This window comes from Chryseobacterium ginsengisoli (assembly GCF_039542325.1).
GTDB lineage: Bacteria > Bacteroidota > Bacteroidia > Flavobacteriales > Weeksellaceae > Chryseobacterium > Chryseobacterium ginsengisoli.
In genome coordinates, this window is record NZ_BAABHX010000001.1 from 988,016 (window position 1) to 1,004,798 (window position 16,783).

Annotated in this window: 18 protein-coding genes and 1 tRNA gene; 7 read left to right on the plus strand and 12 right to left on the minus strand. The window is 32.5% G+C overall.

The annotated features are described in order from the left end of the window. Nucleotides 1-30 precede the first annotated feature (30 nt). The 3 genes from ABD940_RS04675 to ABD940_RS04685 all read right to left on the minus strand — a co-directional run bounded on the left by ABD940_RS04675 (nt 31) and on the right by ABD940_RS04685 (nt 2,092). Nucleotides 31-639: a hypothetical protein gene (locus ABD940_RS04675; RefSeq protein ID WP_345200625.1), complete on the minus strand. Its 609-nt coding sequence runs from the start codon at nt 637-639 to the stop codon at nt 31-33. Between the two features lie 19 nt (nt 640-658). Next, nucleotides 659-1,390: a hypothetical protein gene (locus ABD940_RS04680; protein WP_345200626.1), complete on the minus strand. Its 732-nt coding sequence runs from the start codon at nt 1,388-1,390 to the stop codon at nt 659-661. Nucleotides 1,391-1,471: 81 nt separating this feature from the next. Next, the gene (locus ABD940_RS04685; RefSeq protein ID WP_345200628.1) at nt 1,472-2,092 is read right to left on the minus strand and encodes a DUF5715 family protein; all 621 of its coding nucleotides are present in this window, start codon (nt 2,090-2,092) and stop codon (nt 1,472-1,474) included. 218 nt (nt 2,093-2,310) lie between these two features. Here ABD940_RS04685 and aqpZ point away from each other — a divergent pair, with 218 nt between their 5' ends. Then, nucleotides 2,311-3,045 carry an aquaporin Z gene (gene aqpZ, locus ABD940_RS04690; RefSeq protein WP_345200718.1) on the plus strand — a complete coding sequence of 245 codons (735 nt, stop codon included), beginning with the start codon at nt 2,311-2,313 and terminating at the stop codon, nt 3,043-3,045. Between the two features lie 36 nt (nt 3,046-3,081). On the opposite strand, the gene ABD940_RS04695 is transcribed toward aqpZ, so the two are convergent. The 7 genes from ABD940_RS04695 to aceB form a co-directional block, all read right to left on the minus strand. Continuing rightward, the gene (locus ABD940_RS04695) at nt 3,082-3,630 is read right to left on the minus strand and encodes a hypothetical protein (RefSeq protein ID WP_345200629.1); all 549 of its coding nucleotides are present in this window, start codon (nt 3,628-3,630) and stop codon (nt 3,082-3,084) included. A gap of 30 nt (nt 3,631-3,660) precedes the next feature. After that, nucleotides 3,661-4,647 carry a LuxE/PaaK family acyltransferase gene (locus tag ABD940_RS04700; RefSeq protein ID WP_345200631.1) on the minus strand — a complete coding sequence of 329 codons (987 nt, stop codon included), beginning with the start codon at nt 4,645-4,647 and terminating at the stop codon, nt 3,661-3,663. A 175-nt stretch (nt 4,648-4,822) separates the two neighbouring features. Next, nucleotides 4,823-5,614, minus strand: coding sequence for a UDP-2,3-diacylglucosamine diphosphatase (locus ABD940_RS04705; protein WP_345200633.1), 792 nt, complete (start codon nt 5,612-5,614; stop codon nt 4,823-4,825). A gap of 24 nt (nt 5,615-5,638) precedes the next feature. Then, nucleotides 5,639-6,085, minus strand: a complete 447-nt coding sequence (locus tag ABD940_RS04710; protein WP_345200634.1) for a 6-pyruvoyl trahydropterin synthase family protein — start codon at nt 6,083-6,085, stop codon at nt 5,639-5,641. Between the two features lie 160 nt (nt 6,086-6,245). Further along, the gene (locus tag ABD940_RS04715; RefSeq protein WP_345200636.1) at nt 6,246-6,569 is read right to left on the minus strand and encodes an acyl-CoA thioesterase; all 324 of its coding nucleotides are present in this window, start codon (nt 6,567-6,569) and stop codon (nt 6,246-6,248) included. A gap of 121 nt (nt 6,570-6,690) precedes the next feature. After that, on the minus strand, nt 6,691-7,971 hold the full coding sequence (aceA, locus tag ABD940_RS04720; protein WP_425550351.1) for an isocitrate lyase: 1,281 nt from the start codon (nt 7,969-7,971) through the stop codon (nt 6,691-6,693). Nucleotides 7,972-8,061: 90 nt separating this feature from the next. Beyond that, on the minus strand, nt 8,062-9,636 hold the full coding sequence (gene aceB / locus ABD940_RS04725; protein WP_345200637.1) for a malate synthase A: 1,575 nt from the start codon (nt 9,634-9,636) through the stop codon (nt 8,062-8,064). A 126-nt stretch (nt 9,637-9,762) separates the two neighbouring features. On the opposite strand from aceB, the gene ABD940_RS04730 reads away from it, so the two are divergent. The 4 genes from ABD940_RS04730 (at nt 9,763) to ABD940_RS04745 (ending at nt 13,499) form a co-directional block, all read left to right on the plus strand. Further along, on the plus strand, nt 9,763-11,238 hold the full coding sequence (locus ABD940_RS04730; RefSeq protein ID WP_345200638.1) for a helix-turn-helix domain-containing protein: 1,476 nt from the start codon (nt 9,763-9,765) through the stop codon (nt 11,236-11,238). A gap of 50 nt (nt 11,239-11,288) precedes the next feature. Further along, the gene (locus ABD940_RS04735) at nt 11,289-11,942 is read left to right on the plus strand and encodes a ComF family protein (RefSeq protein WP_345200640.1); all 654 of its coding nucleotides are present in this window, start codon (nt 11,289-11,291) and stop codon (nt 11,940-11,942) included. A 90-nt stretch (nt 11,943-12,032) separates the two neighbouring features. Then, nucleotides 12,033-12,719, plus strand: coding sequence for an alpha/beta fold hydrolase (locus ABD940_RS04740; protein ID WP_345200642.1), 687 nt, complete (start codon nt 12,033-12,035; stop codon nt 12,717-12,719). A 21-nt stretch (nt 12,720-12,740) separates the two neighbouring features. Further along, nucleotides 12,741-13,499 carry a hypothetical protein gene (locus ABD940_RS04745; protein WP_345200643.1) on the plus strand — a complete coding sequence of 253 codons (759 nt, stop codon included), beginning with the start codon at nt 12,741-12,743 and terminating at the stop codon, nt 13,497-13,499. A gap of 15 nt (nt 13,500-13,514) precedes the next feature. On the opposite strand, the gene upp is transcribed toward ABD940_RS04745, so the two are convergent. Continuing rightward, complete coding sequence (upp, locus tag ABD940_RS04750; protein ID WP_345200644.1) at nt 13,515-14,168, minus strand: uracil phosphoribosyltransferase; 654 nt, start codon at nt 14,166-14,168, stop codon at nt 13,515-13,517. Between the two features lie 81 nt (nt 14,169-14,249). Continuing rightward, on the minus strand, nt 14,250-15,560 hold the full coding sequence (gene der / locus ABD940_RS04755; RefSeq protein ID WP_345200645.1) for a ribosome biogenesis GTPase Der: 1,311 nt from the start codon (nt 15,558-15,560) through the stop codon (nt 14,250-14,252). A 241-nt stretch (nt 15,561-15,801) separates the two neighbouring features. On the opposite strand from der, the gene ABD940_RS04760 reads away from it, so the two are divergent. After that, nucleotides 15,802-15,872 (plus strand) — tRNA-Gln (locus ABD940_RS04760). A gap of 353 nt (nt 15,873-16,225) precedes the next feature. Next, the gene (locus ABD940_RS04765) at nt 16,226-16,411 is read left to right on the plus strand and encodes a hypothetical protein (RefSeq protein WP_345200646.1); all 186 of its coding nucleotides are present in this window, start codon (nt 16,226-16,228) and stop codon (nt 16,409-16,411) included. Nucleotides 16,412-16,783 lie beyond the last annotated feature (372 nt).

A 16,783-nucleotide genomic window follows, 5' to 3' on the forward strand; every position in this document is an offset into this window, starting at 1 on the left:
TCAACGCAATAAAAAAGGTGATATTTAAAGTTATTTCTTTAATTTTAAAAAGGTATAAATGATTGATATATATAGAAAACTACACAGAATATTATTAATACTCCAGATCATTCCGGCTTCTTCCCTCCCGAAATCCGCAAGCTGCCGAAGAAGAAAAAATAAAAATACCGACAATCCGTAATACAGAAAAATAAGACTGTCTACTGCCATAAACCGATCATCAATTTTTGTATTCTTAATTTCCATAAGCAACGCATAACCCGCAAAACAGATAACGACAATATTTGAAATAACTTTCTTTATTTCATTACCTATAATCCCTGTATCCAGCAAAAAGAAACCAGCTAATATTACTACGGGAATATACCAATACCAGCGTAAAGCTAATTTTCTGATAAATAAAATCCCTAATATCAGAAAATCTCCGGAAACATAATAAGGAAACAAAAAGTTTAGATCTTTTGCATTAAAAAGATTAATGGAAATCCTTCCTGTAGCTTCTATCAAAAAAAGAAAAATGATATAATATACATACCATTTTTCTGTATTTCTAAAAACTTTGTACTTTAAGATTCCTATCAAAGTACAAATAACAAGTAAACTGTTATTAAGATAAAGTATTACCTGGTAAATATCCACAATATATTTTAGTTAAAAATTACATAAACTGACAAATCGGCGGACAAGCCTGTGACCAGTCGTATGTATTCGAGATTTTTTCTATACTTCCCGTATTTTCAAGATCTGTATAAAAAGATATGAAAATAAGAGTAGGTAAAACTCTCTGATATACATCGGAAAACTTCAATCCAAATGAACATACCATACTAGTAAGTCCTGGTTTTGGAGGATTAAGGTTTTCAGCCGGCACATAAAATTTCTTAAAAATTCTACTTCCTTGAAACTCCGAACACTCTCTGTAGAACCATGTCATTCCTTCATTTCTCCAAGATTCAATTGCTTCTACAGCTTTATCCTGTTCCATCATCGGCTTGCTAGAAACCGGCCAATACATGTCGGAACTGTCATCAATCGTTCTCAGCTCTCTGGAAAGAATGGCATTTTTCACAAGAGTGTATTGTTCTGTCTCCACTAAATTAAGATCCCCTTCCAACTCATTTAAAAAACTGTAAGGATAATCCTCAACAATTATTTTCTGACCATTTGGATCCAACGGACAAAGAACCGCAACAAGCTGATCATTATAAACTCCTATTTCCGTACAAAATTCACTGTTTTTATTAGCATTTTTCATCCAGTCGATTTGCTCGGAATCAAAATTAAAAACATAGTTTGTAGGAATAAGATTTTTAATTGCGTTATAGTTTCCACAACAATCGATCCATTCTGCAATTGCCGCATCACACTGTTCCCTGTTAAATGTATTCATATTTTCACGGTATTTTTAGTGGGATAAAATTATATAAACTATATTACGTGTGCAAGTATCTCACGCATAATTGAAAATTAGTTAATAATTTCTTACTGTAATGTGATAACAGCTTTGCTGCCTTTCTTTGATATAGTATATCTTTCCCGTTTCGTAATAATATTTTAAGACTTTTTCCAACGCTGCTTCCATTTTAGGATTATACTTTAAAACATCATTAAAACGAACATACGAAATATCGAAGGAATTGCCATAATTATGTGAGCTTATGCCTAAAGCCGCATTGGAATTAACTTTTCTTAATCTGCATTGATCTTCCAAAGTTCTTGTAATCGAAGAAACTGTAAAAGTATGTCCTTTTGTTTCTTTACTAAAACGTGTGCCGATTTTTTCCAGCATCAGTTTTCCTTTAGAAACCATCCATGCACGACTGTAATCAAGCTTCTGAACACGATATCCTTTCCCTGATTTTTTTATCTTATGAAATTTTCCGTTGTTGATATAATTCAAAACTGTTTTTGAATCTTTCAAAAGCTTTACTCCAAAACTTTTTGAAGCATCCAAATGAGGTTTATAAATAAAAGTCGGTTCTACTTTTAAAACCTCTGTAAGATCATAACATGGTAATGTTTTTTTAGCCGCTTGCGAATAATAAGAACCATGAACAAGCGATGCAAAAATCACACACAAAAACTTTTTCATTAAAGATGTTTTAAATTATTAATCTAAAAATAATGAATTATTCCATGCAATTCAATTGCCATATTTCTCAGATCCCACAACTTCCTAGAAAAAAGCATAATTACGATTATTAAATTCATAATTTACATCAACATAAATTCGGAATATATTTTAAAATTAACTTTTTAATTTAAGATTTAAATTCTAAATTTGAAATACATTTTAAGATAAACAATATGATAAAAAAACTTTTTGCTGAATTCTTCGGCACATTTTGGCTTGTTTTCGGAGGTTGCGGAAGTGCAATCTTCGCCTCACAAATCGCTCCGGCTTCTAATGGACAATTAGGGATTCTATTGATAGGCGTCGCTTTAGCTTTCGGGCTTACAGTCCTTACAATGGCTTATGCAGTAGGTCATATTTCTGGTGGACACTTCAATCCTGCTGTTTCTTTCGGATTATTGGCTGGAGGAAGATTTCCTGCGAAAGATCTTTTACCTTACGTTGCTGCTCAATGTTTAGGCGCTATCGGAGCTGCAGGAGCTTTATTTGTAATTCTAAGCGGTTCGGGAACACCAGATTTTTCAGGACCGGGAGCTTTTGCCACCAATTTTTATGGTGAAGCCGTCTACTTTGGAAAAAGCTATTCTATGGGCGCTGCATTTTTAACTGAATTTTTATTAACAGCATTTTTCCTGATCATCATTATGGGAGCAACTGATAAATTTGCTGACGGAAAATTCGCAGGAATCGCAATCGGATTAGGATTAACGTTAATTCATTTGATCTCAATTCCTATTACAAACACATCTGTGAATCCTGCAAGATCGCTTTCTCAGGCAGTATTTGTAGGAGGCAATGCAATGTCTCAGCTTTGGCTGTTTTGGGTTGCTCCAATTTTAGGAGCTGTAGCAGGAGGATTAATTTATAAATTTCTGTTGCAAAGAAATGGCATGGAACCATTAGGTAACTAAAAAATAAAAAATCCTGTCAAATTCGGCAGGATTTTTTTATTTCAACTTTTTAATATCAAATGGATTTTTGAAGATCAATTCTTCATGCTTTCCTTTGATTTCCAATTTTCGATATAATAAATTGAGAGCCATTTTTCGGATGAAAAGATCTTTATCATTCAGTTTCCAGTAAGAATCTTCATGAACTTTTCTCGGCTTTCGTATCAAATAAAACTCGGTTTCCCAAGAATCCACATTGTGATAAAATTCAATAATTCCGCAATGTTCAGGAATTAAATTATGATCTACCATTCCCATCGGCAACAAAAAACTAAAAGCATTACAAATATAATCTCCACAGGAAATTTTATCGTGTTTTAAAAACTTTTCGCCGGTATTTGAGTTAGTATAAGATTTTTTAAAGTCATTTTTAAAATCACTTTTCGAAAGCTTGATTTCAATTTCATGACTGAACCCTTCCGAATCCACAATTAAAATATCTGCTTCCCAATCTGCCTGAAAATGATTGGTCAACACAATTTCTTTCTCAAAATCACATTGAGAATGGATGAATGCATGAACTAATTCTTCAATTTTGAACTTCATAAAACTTTGAATTTTACTATTTAAACAAAATTATGAAACCAAAAGACTACAGCCACGAATATCCGAGTGATCAATTCTACCTAAAACCTGAAATTTATCTCCAACAATTTTCCCTAAATCCTGAGTGGCAATAAACGAACACGAATGAACATTTGCCAAATCAATAATATTTATCGCTCCTGTTCTTCCCTCTTTTTCGTAATTAAAAGGATCTTCTGCATTTCTAACCATGATTCTCATCCAATTCGGACATTGATATTCGTTTTTTCCTAAAGAATAAGCCTGCGAAAGTAGTTCCGTCATTGAATATTCAGAATAAATTTTATCAGTTTTAAAACCTTCCTGTAAAATTTTCAATAGTTCATCTTTCGTCATTTCCTCTTTTCTGCCTTTCATTCCGCCGGTTTCAATCACTATCAAATTTTCTAAAAGATGTAGAGATTCTTCACTTCGTTCAGAATGACAGTAGTCGATAAAGTCTAGCAATGCAAAAGAAACTCCAAAAAGAATAACTTTTTTATCTTTTAACTGACTCAATAATTCAAACAAATCGGAGTGATTGTAAAGAAAATATCCATTTTCAGGCTTGGCAGATTTTTTCATTAAATAATCCACCATATATATTAAAGAAGAATTTTGTTTTTCGAGATAACTTGGTAATAATCCTAAAAAGATAAAATCTTCAGGTTTTCCGATAAACTGTTCAAAACTCTTATAAATACTTTTTTCATAAATATTTTCATCCGCAATAAAATGCTTAGACAAATTCATCTGAGTCGTTCCAGAACTTTGAAAAAACAGATCAGCTGTCGCATTTTTATCGAGAATCTGATGATTCTTAAACATCTCAATTGGCAGAAAAGGAATTTTTGTCAGACTATCAATCTCATCAGGATTAATGTTCAAATAATCCACGAAACGTCTGTATATTTCAACATTTTCATATTGATAACGAAAAGTTTCCAATGCTGCAGTCAAAAAATCCTGATCTGTCTGTATATTGAATATATTTTCCACTTCTAAATATTTTAAAATCTTATCATCTCATTTTAAAACAGTTAATAAAACAAGAATCGTTTTTAATGTTTTTTTAATATAAAAATTAAAATTTGGTCAGGTTATTGCAATGAAATAAGCGGAATATGGATTAAAAACAAGAATGAATTTCGGTTCACTCTGGAGATTACCTCTTTTATGAGGTAATTTTTTTTGTGCTTTCTCCAAATGTTTTTAATTCAAAATCATGTTCGAAAACGCCGTATGTAAAATACGAAATCCAGTCTCCTAAATTGATATATTCTGCCTTTCCTTCCAAATTCAAAACCATTGGAAGATGACGATGTCCGTAAATGAAATAATCGATCTTCTGGGTTTTCAGTTTTTCTTTGGAATAAATAATCAGAAATTCTTTGTCTTCTCCTAAAAATTCTTTGTCTTCATCTCCGGAAATCATTTTATTTTTCTGAGACATATACAATGCAATTTTCATCGCAATATCGGGATGCAGCCATTTGAAAAACCATTGTGCAACAGGATTTGTAAAGACTTTTTTCATTCTTTTATATCCTTTATCTCCCGGTCCCAAACCATCTCCGTGAGCTAATAAAAATTGTTTTCCGCCCATTTCGAAATACTGTTTTTTGTAAAAAACCGTACATCCGATTTCTTCTTCCAGATAATCCTTCATCCAAAGATCATGGTTTCCGACAAAAAAATAAATGTGAATTCCGCGGTCTTTCAATTCTGCAATTTTTCCTAAAACACGAACATATCCTTTCGGAATTACATGTTTCCATTCATGCCAAAAATCAAATAAATCACCCATTAAAAACAAAACCTGAGCATCATGCTTGATCTCATCCATCCATCGGATAAACCGCTCTTCGCGCACCTTACTTTCTTTCGGATTAGGCGCACCAAAATGCTGATCTGAAGCAAAATACACTTTTTTTCCAGGTTCTAAATTGATGGTTGTTTTAATCACCGTTCTGAGTTTTTATTGAATAAATTATTGATTATCTTCTGCAAACCACTCGCCGTAAGAGTTTTCGGTTTCGTGAAGTTTAAGATATGCCAAAGAAATTCCTTCCGGAAGTTTTGATTTCACTTTTGCCGCAATTGCGTACAACATATTTTCACATGTCGGCTGGAAAGTACAGTAAATCACTTTATGTCCTTGATTTTCCAGGCTTTCTCCCAGTTCTTTATGAGGGGAAAGTCCGTTGATCAACACGGCGTGATCCCAAACATCTACAATTTCCGATTTTACGATACTTTTGATATCTCCAAAATCCACAACCATCCCATTTTTAGGATTTTCCAAATCATTTACAGGCTTCCCTTTCACCGTTACAAACAGCTTATAGGAATGTCCATGCATATTTTTACATTTTCCATCGTAGTTATACAGCACGTGCGCTGTTTCGAATGTAAAAATCTTTGTAATACGTATCATGGTGCAAAGATAAGGAATTTGGTTTGAGTTTTGGTTTTGTCATACGAAGGTCAAAATTAAATAAATTGAGCTCATTCATTTAATAGATAATATGTTTAAAAACTTAATTTATCCAGCCAATCATCTTCCAGCCTTTTAATCTTCTGTGTTTTTATATCAATTAAAACCCAAAGTGTATCTGAATTACAACAAGTTTATCATTACAGTAAAACTCAACTTTTCTGGGCTGTTTAATTCCTTCAGGAGCTTTAGGATATGTTTTTATGGTAATCGTTTCGCCTAAATATACCTGCTTTTTATACTGAATATGATGATCGAGAAGCATCCAGATATCTTCGGGAAAAGGCGTTTTGTCTTTAACAAAATCCCAATGTTCTCCGGCAATTTCTTCCATCCATTTTACATACTGAACATTATTCACATGATTATTTTGATCAATATGATCCTCCGTTACCAGTATTTGTTTTTGATAAATTAAACTCATTATTTTTTACGGCTTCATTAATACTCAAATATATGAACTTTAAATTTTTTAATTCCAAGCTAAAAACCTCCTCAAAACAGAGAAGGTTCTAAACAATTAAATTTATTTAAAATGGAACTTTTTAATGAAATTGAGCCGTTTCTGTTGAATCTTTCATTGCAACAGTTGCTGAAGAACCGCCTGTCACAATATTCTGAACCTCATCAAAATATCCTGTTCCCACAAAAGACTGATGTTTTACTGCTCTAAAACCTTTTTGTTGCAAAGCAAATTCCCGTTCCTGTAATTCGGAATAACCTGCCATTCCTTTTTCTTTGTAAGCTAAAGCGAGTTCAAACATTGCCGTATTCAATGCATGAAAACCAGCCAAAGTAATAAACTGAAATTTATACCCCATTTTCGCCAGTTCTTCCCTGAAATTCAACATTTCTTCTACACTTAATCTCGCTGCCCAGTTGAAAGACGGTGAACAATTGTAAGCCAACATTTTATCCGGAAATTTTGCATGAATTCCTTCCGCAAATTTTCTTGCCTGTTCCAAATCCGGATTTGAAGTTTCCATCCAAATTAAATCTGCGTAAGGTGAGTAAGATAATCCTCTGTCAATTCCCTGTTCTACTCCATTTTTCACGACATAAAAACCTTCGGAGGTTCTTTCGCCTGTTATAAATTTTTTATCTCGGTCGTCAATATCTGAAGTTAATAAATCCGCTGCATCGGCATCAGTTCGTGCAATAATCAAACTTGGAACACCCAAAACATCTGCCGCTAAACGAGCTGAAATTAATTTATTAATTGCTTCCTGAGTCGGAACCAAAACTTTACCGCCTAAATGACCACATTTTTTGGCAGAAGACAACTGATCTTCAAAATGTACTGCGGCAGCTCCAGCTTCAATCATTTGTTTCATTAATTCATAGGCATTCAGGTTTCCTCCGAAACCAGCTTCTGCATCGGCAATGATTGGAACTAAATATTCTTTTTCTCCACCTCCATTTACAGATTGTATTTGATCTGCTCTCAGCAAAGCATTATTTATTTTTTTCACCACAAAAGGGACAGAATTCGCAGGATACAACGATTGATCGGGATACATTTCACCAGACAAATTCGCATCTGCCGCAACTTGCCACCCTGAAAGATAAATAGCTTCTAATCCTGCATCAACTTCCTGTACCGCCTGATTTCCGGTCAGAGCACCTAATCCGGCAACAAAATCCTGAGAATTTAATTTATGCCAGAATTTCTTTGACATTTCTGTCGCAATCGTGTAATCTAATTTATAAGAACCGCGAAGTTTCAATACATCTTCCGCTGTGTAAGGTCTTTTTATTCCATTCCAACGTGGATTTTCCAGCCAGTCTTTTTCTATTTCCTGAATTTGATTTTGTTTTGTTTTCATAATGATATTTTTAGGGTTTAGGATTAGGTTATTGATTGATAGTTTTTTAGTAAAAAAGTCTCAAACATAAAAACTCGCTCACGCTCCAACTCAAATAAAAGGATATGCTTTTAAGGTTAAGAATTCTTCGAAGTTTTCACAGAAAATCAGTTCGTTGAAAAGTTCTTTCGCAAGATTGAATTTTCCTTTTCTGAAACGTTCTTCACCAACGTATTTTTCGATACGTTCCAGCTCTTCAAACTCCCACTGAAGAATCATTTCTCTTGTCAATGTTCGGTCATCACTCAAAACGGCTTCATTTTTCAGCCATTGCCAAATTTGGGTTCTTGAAATTTCTGCGGTTGCCGCATCTTCCATTAAATTATAAATAGCAGCTGCGCCAATTCCCATCAACCATGATTCGATGTAAAGAATTCCGACATTGATGTTTTTCCGTACTCCTTTTTCTGTAATTTCTCCTTTCGGAATTTCCAATAAATCATTTTCTGTAATTTGATAGTCAAACTTTTTATCGAATTGATTTTGTGAAGGCATAAGTTGATCGAAAATATCTTTTGCCACCGAAACCAACGCAGGATGAGCCACCCAAGTTCCGTCGTGCCCGTTTTTCACTTCACGTTCTTTATCATTTCTTACTTTTCCAAAAGCCAGACTGTTTGCTTCATAATCATTTTTAATCGGAATCTGTGCCGCCATTCCGCCAATTGCGTGAACGTTTCTTTTATGACAAACTTCAATCACTCTTTTGGAATAAGCACTCATAAAAGGTGAAGTCATCGTCACTTGATCACGATCTGGAACAATAAATTCTGGAAGATTTCTAAATTTTTTAATGAAAGAAAAAATGTAATCCCAACGTCCGCAATTCAAACCGGAACTATGTTCTTTTAATTCGAATAAAATTTCATCGATTTGAAAAGAAGCTGTAATTGTTTCAATTAAAACTGTTGCTTTAATCGTTCCTTGCGGAATTTCAAGATAGTTTTGAGCAAAAACAAAAACTTCATTCCACCAACGTGCTTCTTTGTAATGTTCTAATTTGGGGAGATAAAAATAGGTTGCACTTCTGTTTTCTATCAATTGTTTTATATTTCTAAAAAAATAAATTCCAAAATCGATTAATGAAGCCGATGCTTGTTCATCATTAATTTCAATATGTTTTTCATTCAAATGTAAACCTCTTGGACGAACCAATAAAACAGCCGTTTTTTCATTCAGCTGATATGATTTTCCCTGCTCATTGGTAAAATCGATTTGTCGGTTGATCGCATCAGAAAGATTAATTTGACCTTCCATGCAGTTTTTCCAAGTTGGCGAATTGCTGTCTTCAAAATCTGCCATAAAAGTCGAAGCACCGGAATTCAGAGCATTAATAATCATTTTTCGGTCAACAGGTCCTGTAATTTCCACTCTCCTATCCAATAAATCTTCGGGAAGTGGAAAACAAACCCAATTTCCATTTCTGATTTCTTCCGTTTCAGCTAAAAATTTGGGAAGATTTCCTTTATCAAATTCCCGCTGTGTATTTTTTATTTCCTCTAAAAGATCAATTCTTTTTTGATTAAAATTCTGATGAAGCTCAACCAAAAAATCGATTAAATCATTGGTGAAAATTTCTTCGAATTGATATTGAGCCTTGATTTTCAATTGAGTTTTGGTTTCCATATCATTTTGATTTTGTAATTCAACATTACAAACCTAAATAAAAATTTTCACATACAGCGAACGTTCGCTAAATTTATTTTAAAAATTATTATGCGAAAAATCGCTTCTAAATATTATATTTGAAGTATGAATTCGGATAGTGACTTTATTAAAACGGTTTTCGGGCTGAAACTGAAACAGCAAAGACAAAAAAAAAACTGGTCTTTACAGGATCTTGCTGTGAAGACAGGTTTGTCAAAATCTTATCTTAATGAAATCGAGAATGGCAAAAAATATCCGAAACATGATAAAATCATCCAACTTTCAGAAGCGCTGAGCTGTACTTTTGATGATTTGGTCTCTACAAAGCTGGATAAAAGTTTAGCACCTTTTAATGAAATTTTACAGTCGGATTTTTTTAAAGAAATTCCTTTGGAACTTTTCGGAATCAATAAAAATAATTTGATAAGTATCATCAGTGATGCGCCGAAAAAAGTAACTGCCTTCATTAATGCGTTGATTGAAATTTCACAGAATTATAATCTGGGAAAAGAGCGCTTTTATTTTGCCGTTTTACGTTCGTTTCAGGAATTGTATGATAATTATTTTCCTGAAATTGAGGAAAAAGTTTTGCAGTTTGCACAGGATAATCACTTGGAAATAAGTAAAGATTTAAAGGCTGAGCTTTTAGAAAATATTTTAACCGATAAATTTAATTACACAATTCAATCAGAAGATTTTGAACAATATGGAACGTTAGATAATCTTCGTTCGTTATTTATTCCTGAGAAAAAACTACTGCTTTTAAATACAAAATTAGAACAAGATCAAAAGACTTTCATTTTCGCTAAAGAAATAGGATTTAATGTTCTGGAATTAAAAAATCGTCCAAATACATATTCCTGGCTGGATTTTGGAAGTTTTGAAGAAATTTTAAATAATTTTTATGCTTCCTATTTTGCCGGAGCTTTATTAATTTCAAAAGAAAAAACAATTGAAAAAATTTCGGAATTTTTCTTACAAAACGATTGGAAACCAACTGGTTTTGAAAATTTAATTGAAAGTTTTACCAATTCTCCTGAAACATTTTATTATCGAATGACCAATGTTCTTTCTTCTGAATTGGGAATCAAAGATTTGTTTTATTTATGTTTGGTGAAAAAGAAAAATTCAGGTAAAATACAGATTTTAAAGGAATTACATCTCAATCATCAACAAGCTCCACACGCGAATGCAACGAACGAACATTACTGCAGAAGATGGATTGCTGTAAAGAATTTGCATCATTTAAAAGAAAATGAAACATTGACTGATGCACAAATTTCGCATTATAAAGATCAGGGAATAAGCTATTTGGTGATTTCAACCTCGCAGAAAAATCCATTTTCTGATGGAAGCAACAGAAGTTATTGTTTAGGAATTTTATTGAATTCACAGACGATCAAAAAAATCAATTTCATTAAATCTCCGACTTTAAAAACCATTAATGTTGGAGTAACCTGCGAATCGTGCAGTATTGCGGATTGTGAAGTAAGACAATCGCCGCCAATTCGTCTGGAAAAAGAATATTTTAATTTAAGCATGAAAAATTCGATTGAAAAGATTAGAAAAAATATTTTGTAATCTTTCATTTTTCAGGCAAATTTTATATTTTAGTTTTCTAGTACACACAAATGATTTTAGATTTATTTTTTCCGAATCGTTGCCTTGACTGCAACAGAATTATTGATGGCAACTTATTGGTCTGCAGCCTTTGTTTTGAACAAATTCACTTTACGCATTACAATTATTTTGAGGATAATTTCATCAAGGAGAAATGTAAACTATTGTTTCCCATTGAGAATACTTATGCTTTGATGCAATTTTCACAGGAGAATTTGAGCCGAAAAATCATTCATGAACTGAAATATAAAAGCCGGGAAAAAGTTGGGAAAACTCTTGCAGACTGGACAACAGAAAGGCTAGATTTTAAAAATGAAAAACCAGATCTATTAGTTTCTGTTCCCTTGCATCCAAAGAAATTAAAGGAAAGAGGTTACAACCAATTGCATTTGTTTACAGAAAATTTGTCTGAATTTTACAACATTCCTTTTGACCACGAATTGATTAAAAGGAATCATTATTCAAAAGCTCAGGCTTTGAAAGATAAAGAACATCGTCTTGAAACTGAAAATACGTTCTCGATCACGAAAAGCATTTCAGGAAAGCATATTTTGCTGATTGATGATGTTTTTACGACAGGAAATACGCTCGCTTCAATTGCGTGGAAAATTTTGAAATCCAAAGATAATAAAGTGAGTGTTTTGGTAATGGCAATCGATGTTTAGAATGATTGGTTGAAATGCAAAACTTCAGCATTTTTTTCCTTCTTTCAGCAATCAATTCTTTTTCTTAATTTTCCGTCAAACTAATAATATATGCCGAATCTTATTTTATTACATGGAGCTTTAGGTCACAGTGATATTTTTGAATCTTTTAAAGAAGAACTTTCAAAATATTTTACAATTTACACTCCTCTGTTTTCAGGACACGGAACCATTGAAATTCCTGAAAATGGAATCACCATTGAAAAATATACACAAGAATTAGAAGAATTTATTGAAAAAGAAAATTTAAATGATGTTTATATTTTTGGTCACAGCATGGGAGGTTATGTTGCCCTTTATTATGCTTTGAAAAATCCGACAAGTGTAAATTCTATTATGACTTTGGGAACAAAATTCGACTGGACAGAAGAACAGGCTTTGAAAGAAAGCAAAATGCTGAATCCCGACATTATTGCTGAAAAAGTTCCGAAATATGCTGAGTTATTAGAAAATCAACATGGAGCAAAATGGAAACAATTGTTACCTGCGATTGCCGAAATGATGATTTCTTTGGGTAAAAATCCACCGTTAAAAGATAATTTATCGACCATCAATATTCCCGTTCAAATTATGGTTGGTGATAAAGACAATATGGTGACTCTTGAGGAAAGTATTGAAGTCTACAGAAGTCTTCCAAATGCAAAATTGGCTGTACTTCCTGATACAAAACATCCGATGGATAAAGTACGACCTGATTTATTACTGAATTTGATGAGAGATTTTTGGAATTTATCTTAATTATTTTTATAAAATAAACCTATGAAAATAACCAATATACTTTCCTTTCTTTTAATTCTATGTGGGATTTTTATCAATTGTCAAATTTCGCTGAATGTAAAGGAAGTTGATTATGATAAATTTGAATTTTACGTTCCACAACATCGAACTGTTGCTGATCAGGAGATTAAGAACAAAGGTCATATTCTCGAAATTACTTTGTCCAACAATTCAGATAAAGAAATTACACTACCGCTTGATACTCTAAGTTATGCAATTCCTTATACTGATAAGATCGATCAATATTACAATAAACCCGAAAATATAATTTCTAATCCGGACGTTTTCAATGCTTTAGGCATTCATCCTATTATTTATCAAAATAATCAATTTAAAGAACAGGAATTGGCCGATTATCCCTTCTACGAGGAAGAGCAATGGGTTGAAAAAGCAAAGATTGAAGAAATAAGACTGGAAAAGATAAATAATTGGAAAAAATCAAGAAAAATTGAAAATCAGTTATTTGCAAATTATAATTGGTATATACTTAACAATATGATTACCATTCAACCTCATCAGGAAATTAAATATAAAATACATTTTAATCCTTTTAGCAAAATGCTTCATTCATTAGGTTATCAAGAATTTTATTATAGATTAAAACCAAAGGCTACCTATGAGGTAACCTTTAAAATTATTTTAAATAAAAATCTCTATCAATTTCTGACCGAAGAAGATAAAAGGAAATACCCCAATTTATTTACTGGCGTAATATCTTCTAAGACAATGACTTTTCAATAATAAAAAAATATTAATTTATCTCTGAAGTTTCTCTCCGTAGCTTAAGTCTCCCGCATCTCCCAATCCTGGTGTAATGTAACCTTTTGATGTTAAATTCTCATCAATTGCTCCCACCCAGATTTTCGCATTTGGATAAGCTTTCTCGATCGTTTCAACACCTTGTTTTGATGCAATTGCAGCTACAATGTGAAGTTGGCTTGGTGTTCCGTTGGTTAATAAATCTTTAATCGCTTCAATTAAAGATGCTCCGGTTGCCAACATCGGATCTCCAACAATCAATGGTCGTCCTTCAATATTCGGACAAGTTAAATAATCCTGTTTGATGGAAAAATAGTCATTTGCGTCGTGTTTTCTGTAAGCTGCTACGAAACCACAATCTGCTTTGTCAAAATAATTTAAAATACCTTCAAACAAAGGAACTCCGGCTCTCAAAATTGTTGTAATAACAGGCTGAACTGCAATCTCTTTTACCTTAATCGTATCTAAAGGCGTCTGAATTTTAACTTCTTTCTGCTCTAGACCTTTGCTGATTTCGAATGCGGCGATTTCCCCGATTCTTTCCATATTTCTACGAAATCTCATTCGATCATGCTGAATATCAACGTTTCTCAATTCGTTGATCCAAGTATTAACTAAAGAAAATTGTTCTGATAATACGACTGTATTCATTATTGTGAAAGCTTTTATCTAAATTATAAAATTTAATTAAGAATAAAAACCCTTTTAGAAAAATCTAAAAGGGCTTGTTATTTATTTTTGTCTGAAATATATTTCGATAGGAACTCCGGTAAATCCGAATTCTTTTCTCAATTGGTTTTCAGTAAATCTCTTGTAAGGTTCTTTTACGTATTGCGGTAAGTTACAGAAGAATACAAACTGCGGTGACGGCGTTGGAAGCTGCACGCAATATTTGATCTTTATAAATTTACCTTTATTTGCAGGAGGCGGCGTTCTTTCGAAAATCGGAAGCATAATTTCATTCAGCTTCGAAGTTTTGATCTTCTTTTTTCGATCTTCATACACTTCCATTGCTATTTCCACTGTTTTCAAGATTCTCTGCTTCGTTAAAGCAGAAACAAATAAAATCGGAATATCGCTGAACTGACCGATTTTATCTCTGATCGCTTTTTCGAAATCTCTAATCGTGTTTGTGTGCTTGTTTTCAACAAGATCCCATTTATTAACAACAATTACGATACCTTTTCTATTTTTCTGAGCCAACCCAAAGATATTCATATCCTGAGATTCCCATCCTAAAGTAGCATCTACCATGATGATCACAACATCAGAATATTCGATAGAACGAATCGATCTCATTACGGAATAGAATTCCAAATCTTCATTTACTTTAGATTTTCTTCTCATTCCTGCAGTATCTACCAATACAAACTCGTGTCCGAATTTATTGTAAAGCGTCTGAATACTGTCTCTTGTTGTTCCCGCAACATCAGTTACGATATTTCTTTCCGTATCAAGCAAAGCATTCGTCATGGTAGATTTACCTACATTTGGACGTCCTGCAATGGTGATTTTGGGCAATCCTTCGAAAGGATCTTTATAATCTGTAGTCGGGAAATCTTTAACAATATCATCTAAAATCTCACCTGTTCCGGAACCTGTCGCAGAAGAAATAGTATAATATTTTTCGATTCCTAACTGATAAAATTCTGTTGCATCAATTTCTTCTTTTGAAGAATCTACTTTATTAATAACAATATAAGTCGGTTTATTTGATCTTCTCAACATCTCATGAATTTCATAATCTGTATCGGTAAGACCTTCTTCCACATTCAGCATAAAAATGATTGATGTAGCTTCGTCAATTGCCAATTCAACCTGCTTAGAAATTTCTCCCTGAAAAACATCATCATTATTCACATCGTAACCACCTGTATCAATTACTGTAAAATCTACACCATTCCAGTCAGATTTTCCGTAATGACGGTCTCTGGTAACACCTGCAGTAGAGTCTACAATAGCCTCTCTTCTTTCCAATAAACGATTAAATAACGTGGATTTTCCTACGTTGGGGCGCCCAACGATTGCGACAATATTTGACATAAAAATGTTTAATAAATAATTATTAATGGGTTTCTCCAACTTTTGGAGCCCAATTTTTTGCAAAGATAAGGTTTTATTATTGACAAATAAAAATCCACTCTTTTGAAAAATATTTTTTTATAAAAAATTAATACTTTGTATATCAATACAATTAAGCATTTCCAAAAGATTTTTTTCATTTTTTCTGCAAATTTATTTTTTTTAATAAATAAAATTTTCTAGATTTGCATCACCAAAAAATAGACCTATAGTGTAACGGTAACACTCCGGTTTTTGGTACCGTCATTCGGGGTTCGAATCCCTGTGGGTCTACATTATTTAATCGTTAATTATTTGATTTATAAATAATTAACGATTTTTTTATTAAAAACTTCCCCGCATTTTCCCCACAATTTTATTTGATATTAGATGAAAATTCATCTTTTTAACTAAATACTCATAAAGTTACTTTAGCTAAATCAAAATAAAATTTAGTCCTACCCCGCACTTCATTGTATATATTCATTAACGATATTTTCTTTGCAGAATTAATACTAATTGTTCTGAAAGAATTTTGAATACCCTAATTCTTTCTACACAAATGTAGAAAACCTTCTACGCAAATTCTTTTTTTAATCTGTTTTCTCACAATATTTTTGTCTCCTGTAATATTAAAAAATATATTTATGAAAAAACTAAATTTTCTTGCATTCGTCATAGGAATGCTTGCCTTAGAGTATGGAAAAAAAAGAGTAGGATGCACGACTAAAGGTCAGATTGATTATACGTATATCTTTGAAAAAAATCAAGAAATTTTGAAAAATGCAGTGATTATACTTTTGTTATTATTGTATGATGAATTGATAGAGTAGTTAAAAATCATTAATCAAAAATAATTTTAAAGATGAAACGCAAACTTAAGTAATGTAATAAGTTAGAAGTAATCTCACAAGGAAATGCAAAGTATATATATATTACAAGTGGGCTCGCTAAATTTTTGAAAAGATTCTGTTGAAGATAAATATTCTTCTATTATACAAAATTATGAAGAATATGTTATGATGACTTGTCAATTGTTAAAGCTCAACGCACAACAACGTCCGCTTGGCACTTAGTGGATTGGTGTTTGAAAATCACATGGCGACACACTATTTTACAGATTTAGGACTTTTTTAGAGAATCGTTATATTCTAGTTGCGAATTATGCACAATATAGAAAAATAAATTAAAAAATCCGCCTCGTT

Bases quoted from the DNA above. Each gene is read 5' to 3' on its own strand.
- ABD940_RS04735 (WP_345200640.1), top strand. From the start codon at position 11,289: ATGATTTTAGATTTATTTTTTCCGAATCGTTGCCTTGACTGCAACAGA.
- ABD940_RS04745 (WP_345200643.1), top strand. From the start codon at position 12,741: ATGAAAATAACCAATATACTTTCCTTTCTTTTAATTCTATGTGGGATT.
- der (WP_345200645.1), bottom strand. From the start codon at position 15,560: ATGTCAAATATTGTCGCAATCGTTGGGCGCCCCAACGTAGGAAAATCC.
- upp (WP_345200644.1), bottom strand. From the start codon at position 14,168: ATGAATACAGTCGTATTATCAGAACAATTTTCTTTAGTTAATACTTGG.
- ABD940_RS04680 (WP_345200626.1), bottom strand. From the start codon at position 1,390: ATGAATACATTTAACAGGGAACAGTGTGATGCGGCAATTGCAGAATGG.
- ABD940_RS04765 (WP_345200646.1), top strand. From the start codon at position 16,226: ATGAAAAAACTAAATTTTCTTGCATTCGTCATAGGAATGCTTGCCTTA.
- ABD940_RS04715 (WP_345200636.1), bottom strand. From the start codon at position 6,569: ATGAGTTTAATTTATCAAAAACAAATACTGGTAACGGAGGATCATATT.
- ABD940_RS04710 (WP_345200634.1), bottom strand. From the start codon at position 6,085: ATGATACGTATTACAAAGATTTTTACATTCGAAACAGCGCACGTGCTG.
- ABD940_RS04740 (WP_345200642.1), top strand. From the start codon at position 12,033: ATGCCGAATCTTATTTTATTACATGGAGCTTTAGGTCACAGTGATATT.
- aceB (WP_345200637.1), bottom strand. From the start codon at position 9,636: ATGGAAACCAAAACTCAATTGAAAATCAAGGCTCAATATCAATTCGAA.
- ABD940_RS04695 (WP_345200629.1), bottom strand. From the start codon at position 3,630: ATGAAGTTCAAAATTGAAGAATTAGTTCATGCATTCATCCATTCTCAA.
- ABD940_RS04730 (WP_345200638.1), top strand. From the start codon at position 9,763: ATGAATTCGGATAGTGACTTTATTAAAACGGTTTTCGGGCTGAAACTG.
- ABD940_RS04685 (WP_345200628.1), bottom strand. From the start codon at position 2,092: ATGAAAAAGTTTTTGTGTGTGATTTTTGCATCGCTTGTTCATGGTTCT.
- aceA (WP_425550351.1), bottom strand. From the start codon at position 7,971: ATGAAAACAAAACAAAATCAAATTCAGGAAATAGAAAAAGACTGGCTG.